At 66.6% G+C, this 15,838-nt stretch carries 11 protein-coding genes and 1 pseudogene; 2 read left to right on the forward strand and 10 right to left on the reverse strand.

The genetic code is table 11. From position 1 onward, the window contains the following. Window position 1 precedes the first annotated feature (1 nt). The 8 genes from VLK31_RS11140 to VLK31_RS11175 all read right to left on the reverse strand — a co-directional run bounded on the left by VLK31_RS11140 (window position 2) and on the right by VLK31_RS11175 (window position 9,464). A complete protein-coding gene (locus VLK31_RS11140; protein ID WP_409168456.1) occupies window positions 2-820 on the reverse strand; it encodes a M55 family metallopeptidase in 819 nt (272 codons plus the stop codon). 25 nt (window positions 821-845) lie between these two features. Beyond that, window positions 846-1,940 (reverse strand): P1 family peptidase, encoded by a 1,095-nt coding sequence (locus VLK31_RS11145; RefSeq protein WP_409168457.1) that lies wholly within the window; start codon window positions 1,938-1,940, stop codon window positions 846-848. Window positions 1,941-1,952: 12 nt separating this feature from the next. Further along, entirely contained in the window at window positions 1,953-2,879 is a 927-nt protein-coding gene (gene gsiD, locus VLK31_RS11150) for a glutathione ABC transporter permease GsiD (protein ID WP_409168458.1), read from the reverse strand. Between the two features lie 10 nt (window positions 2,880-2,889). Then, window positions 2,890-3,810, reverse strand: a complete 921-nt coding sequence (gene gsiC / locus VLK31_RS11155) for a glutathione ABC transporter permease GsiC (protein ID WP_409168459.1) — start codon at window positions 3,808-3,810, stop codon at window positions 2,890-2,892. Window positions 3,811-3,890: 80 nt separating this feature from the next. Next, window positions 3,891-5,444, reverse strand: coding sequence for a glutathione ABC transporter substrate-binding protein GsiB (gene gsiB / locus VLK31_RS11160; RefSeq protein WP_409168460.1), 1,554 nt, complete (start codon window positions 5,442-5,444; stop codon window positions 3,891-3,893). Between the two features lie 77 nt (window positions 5,445-5,521). Then, window positions 5,522-7,405: a dipeptide ABC transporter ATP-binding protein gene (locus tag VLK31_RS11165; RefSeq protein ID WP_409168461.1), complete on the reverse strand. Its 1,884-nt coding sequence runs from the start codon at window positions 7,403-7,405 to the stop codon at window positions 5,522-5,524. A 50-nt stretch (window positions 7,406-7,455) separates the two neighbouring features. Beyond that, window positions 7,456-8,469, reverse strand: coding sequence for an isoaspartyl peptidase/L-asparaginase family protein (locus VLK31_RS11170; protein WP_409168462.1), 1,014 nt, complete (start codon window positions 8,467-8,469; stop codon window positions 7,456-7,458). Further along, on the reverse strand, window positions 8,466-9,464 hold the full coding sequence (locus VLK31_RS11175) for a MurR/RpiR family transcriptional regulator (protein ID WP_409168463.1): 999 nt from the start codon (window positions 9,462-9,464) through the stop codon (window positions 8,466-8,468). Before VLK31_RS11175 ends, VLK31_RS11170 begins: the two co-directional genes overlap by 4 nt. 457 nt (window positions 9,465-9,921) lie before the next feature. On the opposite strand from VLK31_RS11175, the gene VLK31_RS11180 reads away from it, so the two are divergent. Then, complete coding sequence (locus VLK31_RS11180) at window positions 9,922-10,233, forward strand: hypothetical protein (protein ID WP_409168464.1); 312 nt, start codon at window positions 9,922-9,924, stop codon at window positions 10,231-10,233. 64 nt (window positions 10,234-10,297) lie between these two features. On the opposite strand, the gene VLK31_RS11185 is transcribed toward VLK31_RS11180, so the two are convergent. Continuing rightward, window positions 10,298-11,167, reverse strand: a complete 870-nt coding sequence (locus tag VLK31_RS11185; RefSeq protein WP_409168465.1) for a class I SAM-dependent methyltransferase — start codon at window positions 11,165-11,167, stop codon at window positions 10,298-10,300. An 83-nt stretch (window positions 11,168-11,250) separates the two neighbouring features. On the opposite strand from VLK31_RS11185, the gene VLK31_RS11190 reads away from it, so the two are divergent. Further along, window positions 11,251-11,736 (forward strand): helix-turn-helix domain-containing protein, encoded by a 486-nt coding sequence (locus VLK31_RS11190; RefSeq protein ID WP_409168466.1) that lies wholly within the window; start codon window positions 11,251-11,253, stop codon window positions 11,734-11,736. A gap of 10 nt (window positions 11,737-11,746) precedes the next feature. Here VLK31_RS11190 and VLK31_RS11195 read toward each other — a convergent pair. After that, a pseudogene (locus VLK31_RS11195) lies at window positions 11,747-15,832 on the reverse strand (beta strand repeat-containing protein); the annotation flags it as partial. Between the last annotated feature and the right edge of the window lie 6 nt (window positions 15,833-15,838).

Genomic DNA, 15,838 nt, shown 5'->3' on the forward strand with positions numbered 1-15,838 from the left:
CTCAGCGCAGCATCGACGACATTGCCGAGCAGCAGTTCAGCATGCGCACCGCCGCTTCCACCGTCTCGGCGGTGAAGCGCAGGGTGGCGCCGTCGAGCCGCTCGAAAGCCGGCCACTGGCAGAACAGGTCGGCCAGCGCGGGCGACTGGGCGCGCAGCGTCACCGTTTGCACGCCCGCAAAGACCAGCGGCCTGGCGTCGGCACGCGCAGCCAGCGCTTCTTCCACACCGGCACGGATGGCGCGGCGCGACTGCTCGGGCGACAGCGAAATGCCGCTGCCGAACCCCGTGGCCTTCTTGGTTTCCACGAAGGTGGCGTGCGGAAACAGCGGGCGGTTCTCGGCGATGAACACGTCGTCGCCGCTGCCCATGACCACCGGCGCGCCGTATTCACCGGCCAGCGCACCGTAGAGCCCGGCTTCGCCCAGCTCCTGCCCGTTCAGCGAAATGCTGGCAAAGGCAAAGCTGTTGATGGTGTGCGCCAGAATGCCGCGGCCCTGCGCGCGCGAGTGGTAGCCCACCATGCAGACCGCGTCCATTCCTTCTTCCACGCCGGCCACCATGCTCAGGTAGCGCGGCTTGCCCTGCACCACGCGAGCGCGGGGGTCGAGCACGTCGGGCGGCATGTTGCGAAAGCCGCCGTGCGAGTCGTTCACCAGCACCTCGGTGGCGCCCGCGTCGAAGGCGCCGGCAATGGCCGCGTTGGCCTCCTGCGTCATCAGCAGGCGGGCGCGCTCGAACTCGGGGTTGCCGGGGCGCACCTGCTCGTGGTGGTAGACGCCGGCAACGCCTTCGATGTCGGTGGAGATCAGGACTTTCATGGGCGGTACGGTAAGAAGAGTCGGGTCAGAGGGAAGAGGGCGGCAGCAGCTCGCGCAGTGCGGCGCGGTGGTTGCCGTCGCGCCCGGTCACGGGCGTGGCGCGCCACAGGGCATGCAGGATGGCTTGTTCGGTGCTGTCGGCCGCGGCCTGGAAGAGGCCGTCGAGCAGGCCGTCGTGCAGCATGGCCACGGCCGGCATCGGCCGTTCGGTGCTGTCGGGCACGGTGTAGGCGGTGGAAAAGGCCAGCACGATGTCGCCGCTGCCATGCCCGAAGACCGAGCCCGTGCGCGCCAGCCCCGCCCCCGCGCGCAGCGCCAGGCGGCGCAGCTGGCGGGCGTTTAGTGGGGCGTCGGTGGCCACCACGATGATGATCGAGCCCTTTTCGGGTTCATCGGCTTCGTTGGTTTTTTCCATAGGCAGCAAGCTGCGTGCGGCCTGCAGCGCGGCAAGTCGCTCGCCCACCGCATGGCCGGCCAGCAGCAGCTGCGGCTGGCGCCCATAGTTCGCGAGCACCAGCGTGCCCACCGTGTGGCAGCCGCCTTGGCAGTTGCCGCGTGCCGACACGCGCCTGGACGCGCTGCCGATGCCGCCCTTCAACTGAAAGCTCGACATGCCGCGCCCCGCACCCACCGAGCCCTGCGCAAAGTCGGCGCTGGCGCCCTGCAGCGCCTGCAGGTAATCGGCTTCGCTCACGGCCAGCCGCTGAATGTCGTTGAGGTAGCCGTCGTTGCACTCGAACACCAGCGGGTTCACCGTCGGCAGCGCGCGGCCGGTCTCCGGGTTGTTCGCGATGCAATCGCGGATCTGCGCCGTGGCCACCGTGCCTACCGAGAAGGTGTTGGTCAGCGCAATGGGCGTCTCCAGCACGCCAAGCTCTTCCAGCTGCACCAGCCCCACGCTCTTGCCGAAACCGTTGAGCACCACCGCGGCGGCGGGCACCTTGTCGCGGAACGGGTCGCCGGCATGCGGGCGGATCACCGTCACGCCGGTCTGCACGCCGCCCTCGCTCAGAGTCCGGTGGCCCACGGTAACGCCGGCCACATCGGTGATGGCGTTGCGCGCGCCCTGCAGCAGGTTGCCGATGAACGGAAGCGGGTCTTGCTGCGTGCTGGAAGACATGGGGCAGAAGATTTACTGGCGGTCGATCTTCGGATCGAGCGCGTCGCGCAGCGCATCGCCCAGCAGATTGAAGGCGAGCACGGTGAAGAAGATGGCCAGGCTCGGGAACAGCGCCACGTGCGGCGACGTCACCATGTCGGCGCGCGCTTCGCTCAGCATTGCGCCCCATTCGGGCGTGGGCGCCTGCGCACCCATGCCCAGAAACGACAGGCTGGCCGCCGTGATGATCGAGGTGCCCACGCGCATCGAAAAATACACCACGATCGACGAGATGGTGCCCGGCAGAATGTGCCGCACGATGATGGTCCAGTCCGAAGCGCCAATGCTGCGCTCCGCCTCGATGTAGGTCTGCTGCTTCAGCACCAGCGTGTTGCCGCGCACCAGGCGCGCGAAGGCCGGCACGCTGAACACCGACACCGCCACCACCACGTTGGTCATGCTGCTGCCCAGAATGGCCACCACGCCCAGCGCCAGCAGAATGCCGGGGAAGGCGAACAGCACGTCGGAGATGCGCATCACGATGCGGTCCCACCAGCCTTCGTAGTAGCCCGCCAGCAGGCCGAAGGCCGTGCCAATGAAGCCGCCCACCAGCACCGACAAAAAGCCCGCCATCAGCGAGATGCGCGCACCCGCCAGGATACGGCTGAAGATGTCGCGCCCCAGCGGGTCGACGCCCATCCAGTGGGTGGCCGACGGACCGCTGTTGAGCATGTCGTAGTCGAAGAAGTTCTCGGGGTCGAAGGGCACGATCCACGGCGAGAACACCGCGATGAACACCAGCAGCACCACGAAGGCCGCGGCCACCAGGCCCACGGGCTGCTTCTTGAAGCGGCGCCAGCATTCGCCCCAGGGCGTGCGGATCTTGCCCGCGCTCTGCAGCGTGGCAACCGGGGAGGTCGGAAGAAGGGTGTCGGCAGGCGCGCCGGAAGCTTGCGTCATGTCGGCGTGCTCACTTGTAGCGAATGGTGGGGTTGATGTAGCCGTACAGCACATCCACCACCAGGTTGATCAGGATGAACTCGAGCGAGAACAGCAGCACCAGCGTCTGAATGACGGGGTAGTCGCGCATCTGCACCGCATCGACCAGGAGGCGTCCGAGGCCCGGCCAGTTGAAGACCGCCTCTACCAGAATGGAGCCGCCCAGCAAGAAGCCGAACTGCAGGCCCATCATGGTGACCACCGGAATCAGCGCATTGCGCAGCGTGTGCTTGAACACCACGCCGGACTCGCGCACGCCCTTGGCGCGCGCGGTGCGCACGAAGTCTTCCTGGATCACCTCGACGAAGGAGGCGCGCGTGAAGCGCGCCATCACGGCCGCCACGGCCGCGCCCAGCGTGATGGAGGGCAGGATGTAGTGCTTCCAGGTGCTGGCGCCCACCGTGGGCAGCCAGCCGAGTTGCACGGAGAAGATCTGCATCAGCAGCATGCCGAGTGCAAATGCGGGAAATGAGATGCCCGACACGGCGAGCGTCATGCCCAGCCGGTCAGGCCATTTGTTGCGGTACACGGCCGAAACAATGCCGATGCCCATGCCGAAAATCACCGCCCACACCATGCTGGTGATGGTGAGCATCACCGTGGGGAAGAAGCGCTCGCCAATCTCCACCGACACCGGCCGCCGCGTGCGGATCGAGGTGCCGAAGTCGCCCTGCACCATGTGGGTGAAGAAGCTCACGAACTGCTGCGGCAGCGGCTTGTCGAGCCCGAGCTCGGCGCGCACCATGGCCACCGTTTGCTCGTCGGCCTCCTGGCCGGCGGCAAGGCGCGCCGGGTCGCCGGGAAGCATGTGGACGAACATGAACACCAGCACTGCCACGATGAGCAGCGTGGGGATCAGGCCCAACAGTCGTTTGAGGAAGTAATTCAGCATGGGATGCGTTTGTCGCAATCGGGCGGCGGCTGCATGCCACCGCCCGTTGGACAGTCAGTCAAGGAAACGAAGAACCGGGCTCAGTTCGACACCGCAATGGCGTCGATGTTGATGTTGCCGTCAGGCATCACGAACACACCGGAGAGGCGCTTGGCGTGGGCAGACAGGTTCTGCTCGGTCACCATCGGCACGCGCGGCAGGTCCTTGCGGATCTCTTCTTGCGCGGTCTTGTACAGCGCGGCCTTTTCGCCTTCGTCGATCGTCACCAGCGCCTTGGCCAGTGCGTTGTCGACCACGTCGCTCTTGTAGAACGACATGTTGTTCAGCTTGGGTGCCCAGGCTTCCGAGGCGAACAGCGGGCGCAGGCCCCAGTCGGCTTCACCGGTCGACGACGACCAGCCCGTGTAGTACATGCGGACCTTGGCGGTCTTGGGGTCCGGCCATGCGTCGACCATCTCGGTGCGCTGGCCCACTTCGAGCGCCTGCACCTGCACCTTGATGCCCACTTGTGCGAGCTGCTGCTGCACGAACTGAATGGTCTTCTGGCTGGTCGTGTTGTTGTAGGCGCTCCACAGCACCGACTCGAAGCCGTTGGGGTAGCCGGCTTCCGCGAGCAGCTCCTTGGCCTTCTTCACGTCGTAGGGAATGGGGGCCATCTTCTCGGCGTACTTCACGCCCTGGGGCAGCACGCCCTGCGCCGGGAAGGCATAGCCGCCGAACGCGACCTTGGCCAGTGCTTCCTTGTTGATGGCGTAGCCAATGGCTTCGCGCACCTTCGGGTTGTCGTACGGCTTTTGCAGCATGTTGAATGCCAGGAAGCGCGTGATGATCGACGGCGTGGCCACCACTTCGAGCTTGTCGCTCTTCTTCAGCAGGTCGGCCTGCTCGTAGGGAATGGGGAACGCGAAGTCGGCTTCGCCGGTCTGCAGCATGGCCGCGCGCGTGTTGTTCTCCAGCACCGGCTTCCACTGCACGGTGTCGACCTTGGGGAAGCCCTTCTTCCAGTAGCCGTCGAATTTCTTGGCCTTGACGGAGTCGGTCTGCTTCCACTCGACAAATTCGAACGGGCCGGTGCCCACGGGGTGGAACGCGATGTCCTTGTTGCCCCACTTCTTCAGCGCGGTGGGCGAAATCATGGCGGCCGAGGCATGCGCCAGCGAGTTGATGAAGGGGCCGAAGGGCTCCTTCAGCGTGACGCGCACGGTGGTGGCGTTCACCGCTTCAACCTTGCTCACGCGGTTGAACTGGTTGTAGCGCAGCAGCTTGTTGTCCTGGTTCAGCACGCGGTCGAGCACGAACTTGACGGCCTCTGCGTTGAAGTCGGTGCCGTCGTGAAACTTCACGCCGGTGCGCAGCTTGATGGTGTAGACCAGGCCGTCTTTGGACACGTCGTAGCTCTCGGCGAGCACGTTCTGCACCTTCAGGTCTTTGTCGAACTGGAACAGGCCTTCATAGAAGGTCTTGGTCACGGCCGTGGTGATGGTGGTGTTGGTGTTGTACGGGTCCAGCGTTTCCGGCTGGTAGCCGATCGACAGCACCACGTCTTTGGCGGCCAGGGCGGTGCCCGAAGCGGCCAGCGCGGCCAGGCCCAGCAGTGCGGATGCCCATCGCAGGGAGGAAGAAGATTGCGTCATGGAAGAACTCCAGTCGGTTCGTGGAAAAAAAGCAGGGGGGCCTGCCGGTTGAAGAAATCAGGGTCTGAAAAATGGGCTCAGAACGCGCCACCGATGCTGTGCCGCGCCACGAAGTGGCCCGGTGCCACCTGCACCAGCGGCGGCACCACGGGCTCGTCGCCCACCGCGCGAATGGGGCTGGGAATTTCGCCTTCGAGCAGCGCGCGCGGCTTGTGGCGGCGCGACGGGTCGGCCACCGGCACCGCCGCCATCAGCTTGCGGGTGTAGGCGTGCTGCGGTGCCTCGAACACCGCGCGGCGCGGGCCAATCTCCACGATCTGGCCCAGGTACATCACCGCCACGCGGTGGCTGATGCGCTCGACCACGGCCATGTCGTGCGAGATGAACAAGAAGGCCACGCCCAGCTCGCGCTGCAGGTCGAGCATGAGGTTGACGATCTGCGCCTGAATGGACACGTCCAGCGCCGACACCGATTCGTCCGCAACCACCACCTTCGGGTTGAGCGCCAGTGCGCGCGCAATGGCAATGCGCTGGCGCTGGCCGCCCGAAAATTCGTGCGGGTAGCGCTGTGCCACCTCGGGCGGCAGGCCGACCTTCTGCAGCAGCCAGTCGACGCGCTGCTGCGCCTCTGCGCCCTTGGCGATGTTGTGGATGAGCAGCGGCTCCATGATGGAGAAGCCCACCGTCACGCGCGGGTCGAGCGAGGCGAACGGGTCCTGAAAAATGAACTGGATGTTGCGGCGCAGCGCCTGCAGTTCGCGCGTGGGCAGCTCGCGAATGTTCTGCCCGCCAAACTCGATGGCGCCGCTCTGGCTTTCGACCAGCCGCAGCAGCGAGCGGCCCGTGGTCGACTTGCCGCAACCCGACTCGCCCACCAGCGCCAGCGTTTCGCCGGGGTACAGGTCGAAGCTGATCTTTTCCACCGCATGCACGCGGCGCTTCACGCGCCCCAGGATGCCGCTGCGCACGTCGAAGCGCGTCACCAGGTCGCGCACGCGAAGGATCGGGCCTGCGTCTTCGCGCACCGTGTCTTGCGGCGTGGCCTGGGCCACGGGCGTTGCATCGGTTGCGTCTTCGGTGCGCAGCAGCTCGAACTTGGCGGGCAGGTCGGTGCCCTGCATGGCACCCAGCTTGGGCACCGCGGACAGCAGGGCGCGGGTGTAGGGGTGCTGCGGCGCGGCAAACACGGCGTCAGACGTGCCGGCCTCCACCTTGTCGCCGCGGTACATCACCAGCACGCGGTCGGCAATTTCGGCCACCACGCCCATGTCGTGCGTGATGAACAGCACGCCCATGTGCATCTCTTTCTGCAGCTCGCGAATGAGCTGCAGAATTTGCGCCTGAATGGTCACGTCGAGCGCCGTGGTGGGCTCGTCGGCAATCAGCAGTTGCGGCTTGCACGACAGCGCCATCGCGATCATCACGCGCTGGCGCATGCCGCCCGACAGCTGGTGCGGAAAGCGGTCGAGCACGTTGCGCGCTTCAGGAATGCGCACCAGCTCCAGCATGCGAAGCGCCTCGGCGCGCGCGGCCGAATTGCTCTTGCCCTGGTGGATGCGAATGGCCTCGGCAATCTGGTCGCCGGCGGTGAACACCGGGTTGAGCGAGGTCATCGGCTCCTGAAAAATCATGGCGATGTCCGCGCCGCGAATGCCGCGCATCGTCTGGTCGCGTGCCTGGGCCAGGTCGAGCACCTCGCCGTTGCGGCGGCGGAACACCATGCGCCCGTCGAGGATGCGGCCGCCGCCGTGCTCCACCAGACGCATCAGCGCGAGCGAAGTCACCGACTTGCCCGAACCCGATTCGCCGACCACCGCGAGCGTTTCGCCGTGGTTGATGTGGAAGGACAGTTTCTTGACGGCATCGACCGTGCGCTCGGAGGTCGAGAAGCGAACGGTGAGGTCGTCGACCGCGAGAACGCGGCCTTCCGGCAGGGCAAGGGCGGGGGCAGGGGTGGACATGGGCGTGCGGAAAAAAAGGGGGGCGGGGGCGCTGCGACGAAAGGGTGGCGTCAGGCGAAGATGGCCGTCTGCGGCGCCTCGGTGCCGCGCGCGTGGGCGCGGTACATGCCTTCGGTGTTGAAGGCCAGGCTCAGGTTGCCGTGGCGGTCGACGGCAATCAGCCCGCCGGTGCCGCCCAGGGCGGGCAGCGACTGCTGCACCACCGCATACGTGGCGGCCTGCAGCGTGGCACCGCCGTAGGCCATGCGCGCGCACACGTCGTAGGCGGCGGCCACGCGAATGAACATCTCACCGCTGCCGGTGCACGACACGGCCGCCGTGCGGTCGTCGGCATAGGTGCCGGCGCCGATGAGCGGCGAGTCGCCGATGCGCCCGACGCGCTTGTTGGTCATGCCGCCGGTGGAGGTGGCGGCGGCCAGGTGGCCGTGCATGTCGAGCGCCACCGCGCCGACGGTGCCCATCTTCTTGTCTTCGTCGAGCGGGGAAGCGGAAGAGATGGCCGCGGCGGTCATCGATGCGCCATCGTGGTCCGTCACCACGCGGCCGGTGTCGCGCACGCGGTACAGCTGCTGGCGGCGTGCCTCGGTGGAGAAGAAAGAGGGCTCGACCATCTCCAGCCCGTGTTCGCGCGCAAAGGCCTCGGCGCCCGCGCCGGCCAGCAGCACATGGGCGCCGTCTTCGAGCACGGCGCGCGCGGCGCGCACCGGGCGGCGCACATGGCACACACCGGCAATGGCGCCGGCGGCCAGCGTGGCGCCGTCCATCACGGCGGCATCCAGCTCATGGGTTTCGTCGTGCGTGAACACCGCGCCGTGGCCGGCGTTGAAGAGCGGGCATTCTTCGAGCAGCTCGACGGCGAGGCAGGTGGCGTCGAGCGCGCTGGCGCCCTCCAGCAGCAGGGCCTGCGCGGCGGCCACGATGCGGCTCAGCGCGTCGTGGTAGGCCTGCGCCTGCTCGGGGCTGGTGGTGGCGGCGCTGATGGTGCCGGCGCCGCCGTGGATGGCGATCACGGGCACATGGCGCGTGGCGGTCGGAGCCTGGGTCTGGGTCTGAATCTGGGTCATCGGGAAGCCTTCTTCTTTTTCTTGCCGTCGCCGTTCGGGGCGGCGGCATCGGTCGTGTTGCGCAAGCTCGCATGGGGCGCATGGGTGTCTGGAGCAAGCGCGTTGATGCGCGGCAGGCCGTTGGCACCGTGCAGCCAAGGCTGCAGCACCTGAAGGCTGCGGCGGGCGGACTGCACCGGGTTGGGGGCGCGCAGCGACACCGCGCTGGTCAGCGCCTCGATGAGCGCCAGCACGCTGGTCTCGCAGTTGGGGCGGTAGCTGGTTTCGGTCTGGCAATACAGCGCCACGTCGGCCAGCGGTGCCAGCGGGGAGGTGGGCCGGTCGGTGAGGGCGAGCACGCCGCAGCCCTGGTCGCGCGCGATCTGCGCGAGCGCCACGGTGTCGATCAGGTAGCGCGGAAAGGTCAGCCCGATGAACAGGTCCTGCGGGCCTGCGTGCATCAGCGTGCGGGCCGCGTAGGTGACGCCGCTCACGCCCGGCAGCAGCCGCACGTCTTTGCAGCTGCCGTCCAGCCCGTGCTGCAGCAGCCCTGCAAGCCAGCCGCTGGCGCCAAAGCCGGCGATGTAGACGGAGCGCGCCTTGCCGATGCGCTCGACCGCGGCTTCGCAGGCGGCGTAGTCCAGCGTCTGGCGTGTGCTTTCGATGTTGCGGCGGCTCTCGTCGAGGGCAATGGAGAACACCTCGGCCACCGTTGTCGGCCGTTCCAGGTTGCCGAGCAGGCGCTCCACCGGCGCCACCAGCGGCTCGAAGCCGCGCACCAGCTCCGCGCGGAAGGTGGCGTAGCCGTCGAAGCCCAGCGCGCGCGCAAATCGATTGGCCGTGGCCACCGACACGCCCACTGCGGCGGCAAGCTCGTCGATGGGCAGCATTGCCACTTGGAGGCGGTGCTGCAGCACGTAGTCGGCCACCTGGCGGTGCGAACGCGTCAGCCGCGGCAATGCCTGCGCAATGCGCTGGGCCACGGTGGTGCCTGGGGTGTCGACGGTGGTGCTCATGAAGGGTGCGGTGTGCCCGAAAGTGTGCGTTTTCTGAAAATCAGTTTACAAATATAAGTCAAACAAGAAAATTTTCTGTCATTTTTGATCGGGTTTGCAAGGAATGGGCCAGGGTGTAAGGGAATTCCCTTGGGTCAGTTGGTGGCGCTCGGACGCTCAGCGCCACGGACAGAAGTCGTCACTTGTTCGGGCCGGTGCCGCGACATTCCGCACACGCTGCCTTTGACAGGCATCGACACAGTGCCGAAGGCCTACCCCAAAGTTCGGCGCATTGACGTGGCAGCGTTCACCTGGAGCCTCGACCCGTTGCTGACCGAGGTCGTGCGGCTGTACGGCTTTGCTTGGCAAGCAAGTTTCAGTCGGCGCTAGCGATACACTCCGCGCCGCACGTAAAAAAACGTGCACGGGATTGGCGTCCTGAAACACCTCTGTGACTTCAAACCTCTTGGAGGCCTTCATGGCTATGTCTTCTTGCGCGTCCGCGCAATCTCCCGCTTCTTTCGATATCGACTCGCTGGCGCTTCAGGCTTGCGATGACGCCAACAATCTCAACGAGGTTCTGCATGCCTACGCATGCCTCGAAAAGCTCATCGAGCCCGCCGAGCTGGGCGACACCGAACAAGTCAACCCGAGCCGCACTGAGTTGGCTGCCTTGGTCGGCATGGTGAATCTGGAAATGAGCCGCCGGCTCGCTGTGATCGAAACAACGCTTGAATCGATGCGCGCCGAACTCGACGCGCGAACTGCAGCAGACGCCCCAGCCAACTGACGGCCCGGCCGGCCGTACCGCGCCGGCGAAGAGAACGCATGCGCGAGCCGGCCGGTCGTTGCACTCACGCAGCAATGCCTCCGGCGCGCGCGGTGATCGACCAGCACGCGGCCACAAGCCGCACCTCGTCGCCGTGCACGAAGGGTTCGAACGCGGCGCGCACGGTGTCGATCACTTGCGCGCGGGTTCGCTCGTCGGCCTGTTGGAGCGCCGCGCCAACGGGGCCCATGCGGCTCAGGTAGCCGAGCAGATCCTTTTCGGGGAGGGTGCAGGGCACGTTGATCGGCTCGATGGCGATGTGTTGCCAGCCGCTCTGTTGCAACAGCGACTGGACGTGCGCGCGGTCGGCAAAGGCGAACTGCCCTGGAGCGCCCGGTTTGCTTGAAGGCAGATTCGGCAGCAGCGGTGCCGCGGCGCGCTCGGCGGTGGTCATGAAGGGGTTCTCGGCACCGCCGCGCCAGGCGATGAAGCACAGCGATGCGTCGCGCGCGGCGGCATGCCGCAGGTTGACGAACGCACGCACAGGCTCGTCGAAGAACATCACGCCGAAGCGCGAGATCAGCAGATCGAAGCTGCCTGGCACGAAGGCATGCGTCTGCGCATCGGCGCAAACGAAGGTGGCCGGCATGCCTTGTTGCGCTGCACGCGTGCGTGCGGTGTCGATCATGGGTTGCGAGATGTCGATGCCGCGGCAATGACCTGCTGCACCGAGTTGCTTCGCCACTGCAAGCGTGATGCCGCCGGTGCCGCAACCCACATCGAGCACGCGGCGCGTGGACGCTGCCGCACTGGCCGTACACGCTGCATCGACCAGCAGGTCTTCGAACGGTTGAAAGAGGCGGTCGAGCAACGCCTGCGCATCGACCCACGCGTGGCCGGCTGAGCCGTTCCACAGCCTCGACTGTTCGTTGCCCGTGGGCTGGGTGGTTTCCATGATCTCGTTTCCTTCAGCTTGCCTTTGCGAGGCGGAAACCGCACTATGCGAGCTCAAGTCGACTTGAGGTCAAGGGGGAGTTCATGGGCACGATGCATCTGGACATCAGTGAGGTGGCACAGCGCTCCGGCTTGCCGGCGTCGGCGCTGCGGTACTACGAAGAAAAGGGGCTGATCGCCTCGAGCGGACGGCGGGGCCTGCGCCGCCTGTTCGACGCGGGCGTGCTCGAGCGGCTGGCGCTCATTGCGCTGGGGCGCACCGCAGGTTTCTCGCTGGACGAGATCGCGCGCATGTTCGGCACCGACGGCCAGCCGCGCATCGACCGGCTGATGCTCACGGCCAAGGCCGACGAGCTCGACCGCACCATCCGCAACCTGAGCGTGATGCGCGACGGCCTGCGGCATGCCGCCGTGTGTTCCGCGCCAAGCCACATGGCGTGCCCGAAATTCCGGCGCATCCTGCGCGCGGCAGGGGCGGGGACTGCAAAGGCGCGAGAGACCAGCAAGAAACCCGAGAAGGTCGAAACCCTCGCACGCGGCAAACGCAGCCGAGCATCCGGCCCGGCTTGAGGGCCACCGCTCACCGCCACTTCCACCCGATGCCCGCGTTGATGCCCCAGTCCTTGCCCGTGGTCGTCACCCCTGCGCCCCACGACATCTGACCGTCGTCGGACAGCTTCTTGAAAGTCAGCGCCAGTGCGGTGTAGCCCTTGTAGCTGCCCAGGCCCACGCCCACGGTCTTCTCGCCGGGGTACAGCGTGGGCAGGTAGGTGCCCGACATCGCAAAGGCCATCGCGGTGCCCGAATAGGCGATGCGGGCCACGTCCCCCACCGTGCTTGCGACCTGGTTCAGCTGGGCCACGTTGACCGCATCGGCCGGCAGAATGCCCGGCGCCACGTTGCCGATGCGCGTGCCGTTGGGGGCATTGCCGTTGCCCAGGTTGAGCTGGTTGTAGTTGACCGTGCCGTCCGGGTTGGTGGCGTACTGCACGCTGGCGGCGGCCACCGCGCCGGTGGTGGCCCGCAACTGGGCCACGTTGGTGGCGTCGCTGTCGGCGGTGCCGGCGGCCACGCCTGTTATCTGGCGGAACTGGCCGCTGGCCGCATCGCCCACCGACACGGCCGCCTGCGTGCCAGTGGTTGCCCTGATGGCCGCGGCCTGCTGCGCCGTGGCGCTGCTCGGCACAAAGCCGGCGGCACCCGCCGGGGTGGAGGCCACCGCGCCCGCGCCCAACGCCACGCCGCCGCTTTGCATGACCACCGCGCCAAAGCCGATGGCGGTGCCTTGCGAAATGTTCGGTGCCTTGCTCAGCGGCGTGCCCCCGGCGTCCGCTGCGTCACCGAACGCGGCGCCGCCGCCGCCCGCACGCGCGTTCGCACCGATGGCCTGCGAGCCCGTGGCCAGCGCGCCGCTGCCGATGGCGATCGCGTTCGCGCCCGTGGCCTGTGCGCCCATGCCCACCGCCACCGCGCCGTCGGCCGTGGCCTTCGCGCCGTTGCCCGCCGCAAATGCGTTCGCGCCGCTGGCGGTCGACTGCGGGCCGATGGCGATCGAATCCGTTCCCGCGGCCGATGCGTCCGTGTCGGTCGAATTGGTGCGGAAGTACTTCGTGCCGCCGTTGTTGATGTTGTTGATGGTTGTGCTCAGCGTGCTGACGTTGCTCACCGCCGTGCCGATGCTGGTCGACAGGCTGTCGATGGAGCCGACGCTGGTGGACAGGCTGGCCAGGTTGCTGTTCGTCGTGCTCAGGCCGGTGGACAGACTGCCGACGTTGGTGTTCGTCGTGCTCAGCCCGGTGGAGAGGCTGGCGATGCCGCTGGTCGCGGTACTCAGGCCGGACGAGGTCGAGGTCGAAAGACTGCCGATGCTGCTGGTGGCCGTACTCAAACCGGTCGAGAGGCTGCCGACGCTGCTGGTGGTGGTGCTGATGCCGGTGGAAAGGCTGCTGACGTTGCTGTTGGTGGTGCTCAGGCCGGTGGAGAGGCTGCCGACGTTGCTGTTGGTTGTGCTGAGGCCGGTGGAGAGGCTGCCGACGTTGCTGTTGGTGGTGCTCAGGCCGGTGGAGAGGATGCCGACGTTGCTCTCTGTCGTGCTGAGGCCGGTGGAAAGACTGTCGACGTTGCTGTTGGTAGTACTCAAGCCGGTCGAGAGACTGCCTACATTGCCGTTCGTCGTGCTCAGTCCCGTTGATGTCGAGGTCGACAAGCTGTCGATGTTGCTCGTGGCTGTACTCAGACCCGTCGAGCTCGATGTAGACAGGCTGCTCACACTGCTGTTCGTCGTGCTCAGCCCGGATGACGTTGAAGTCGACAAGCTACCGACATTGCTGTTGGTAGTGCTCAGCCCCGTCGACAAGCTGCCGATCCCGCTTGTCGCAGTGCTCAGGCCGGACGATGTCGAGGTCGAAAGACTGCCGACGTTGCTGTCGGTGGTGCTCAGCCCCGTCGACAAGCTGCTGATGCCGCTTGTCGCAGTGCTCAGCCCCGTCGACAAGCTGCCAATGCCGCTGGTTGCGGTGCTCAAGCCGGTCGACAGGCTGCCGACATTACTGTTGGTGGTGCTCAGGCCCGTCGACAAGCTACCGATTCCGCTGGTCGCGGTGCTCAGGCCGGACGACGTTGAAGTAGACAGGCTGTCGATGTTGCTCGTCGCCGTACTCAGACCCGTCGAGCTCGATGTAGACAGGCTGCTCACGCTGCTGTTCGTCGTGCTCAGCCCGGATGACGTTGAAGTCGACAAGCTACCAACATTGCTGTTCGTGGTGCTCAGCCCCGTCGACAAGCTGCTGATGCCGCTGGTTGCGGTGCTCAAGCCGGTCGACAGGCTGCCGACATTACTGTTGGTGGTGCTCAGGCCCGTCGACAAGCTACCGATGCCGCTGGTCGCAGTGCTCAGGCCGGACGACGTTGAAGTCGACAGGCTGTCGATGTTGCTCGTGGCAGTGCTCAAGCCGGTCGAAAGACTGCCGACATTGCTGTTGGTTGTGCTCAACCCCGTCGACAAGCTGCCGATGCCGCTGGTCGCGGTGCTCAGGCCGGATGACGTTGAAGTCGACAAGCTGTCGATGTTGCTCGTGGTTGTACTCAGGCCTGTCGAGCTCGACGTAGATAGGCTGCTCACGCTGCTGTTCGTCGTGCTCAGGCCGGTGGACAAGCTACCGACGTTGCTGTTGGTCGTGCTCAACCCCGTCGACAAGCTGCCGATGCCGCTGGTCGCGGTGCTCAGGCCGGATGACGTCGAGGTCGAAAGACTGCCCACATTGCTGTTGGTGGTACTCAGGTTCGTGGACAGACTTCCTACATTGCTGTTCGTCGTGCTCAGTCCCGTCGATGTCGAGGTCGACAGGCTGTCGATGTTGCTCGTTGCCGTACTCAAGCCCGTTGACGTCGAAGTCGACAAGCTGCCGATGCTGCTGATGGCCGTGCTCAAGCCACTAGACGTAGACGTGGACAAACTGCCCACACTGCTGTTCGTCGTGCTGAGCCCAGTCGACAGACTCGTGATGCCACTCGTCGCAGTACTCAACCCCGTCGAAGTCGAGGTCGACAAGCTCGTCACATTGCTCGACACCGTGCTGATCGCCGTCGACAGGCTCGTGCCGCTGGTGCTCAGCTGTGCCACGCTCACCGCGTCCTGGGGTGCCGAGCCATCGGCCACGTTGGTGATGCGGCGCAGTGCCCCCGGCGCACCCACCGACACTTCAGAACTCGGCGCGGCCGTGCCTGTCAGAAAGCCCGTGCCCGTGGGTGCCGCCGCGCCGGTGATGGAGCCCGACCCGATGGCCACGCTGTTCGCGTACTTCGCATTGGCACTGGCGCCGATGGCGATGGTGTTGGCCGCCAGCGCCGCCGCCGTGTCGCCCAGCGCCACCGCGCTGCCGCCCACCGCCTGCGACTTGTTGCCCAATGCCACCGCACCGTCGCCGGTCGCGACGTTGTCCGCCCCGACGGCCACCGCGCCGGTGCCGGTGGCCGTGTTGGGGTCGCCGATGGCCACTGCGCCGTTGCCGACCGCTGTCTGTTTGCGCCCGATGGCAACGGCACCGCCTGCCGCAGTGCCGCCGTTGGCCGTGGTGGCGTCGGAGCCGATGGCCACATTGCGCCCCGTCGCGCCGCTGACCACGCCGTCCCCCTGTGCAATGCCAAAGACTCCGTTCACGGTCGCACCGCGGCCGACGGCAATGCCGGAGGTGGCCGCAGTGACCACGCTGGACTGGCCCCCAATCGAGATGGAGTCGGGCGCGGCGGCCGCCGCCCCGCTGGTGGCATTGCCGCCGAGCGCCGTGGCACCGCTGCCACTAGCGTTCGCAGCCGGGCCTACTGCCGAGGCATAACCGCCGGAGGCCTTCGCGGTCCAGCCAATGGCAACGTTTCGGATAGGGGTCGTTGAAATGGTCGAGCCGGAAATGGCGGCGTAGCCCATGGCCACATCGTCTTGGCTGTTGGCCTGGGAGTTGCCGCCCACCGCAATGCTGGCGATCCCCTTGGACTGAGCCTGGGCTCCGACGGCCAGGCCGTACTGATTGGCTGCAATTGCGGCGAAGCCAAATGCGGATGACAGTCGCCCCGCGGCATTGCTCCCGGGGCCGATTGCAACGGAAGCACCGCCGGTGGCTTTCGAATCGGAGCCCAAGGCCACTGAAGGAGCTGCGCCGCTGGCATCGCCGACAGC

The organism is Variovorax sp. H27-G14 (genome assembly GCF_046156345.1).
In the GTDB taxonomy this organism is placed as follows: domain Bacteria; phylum Pseudomonadota; class Gammaproteobacteria; order Burkholderiales; family Burkholderiaceae_C; genus Variovorax.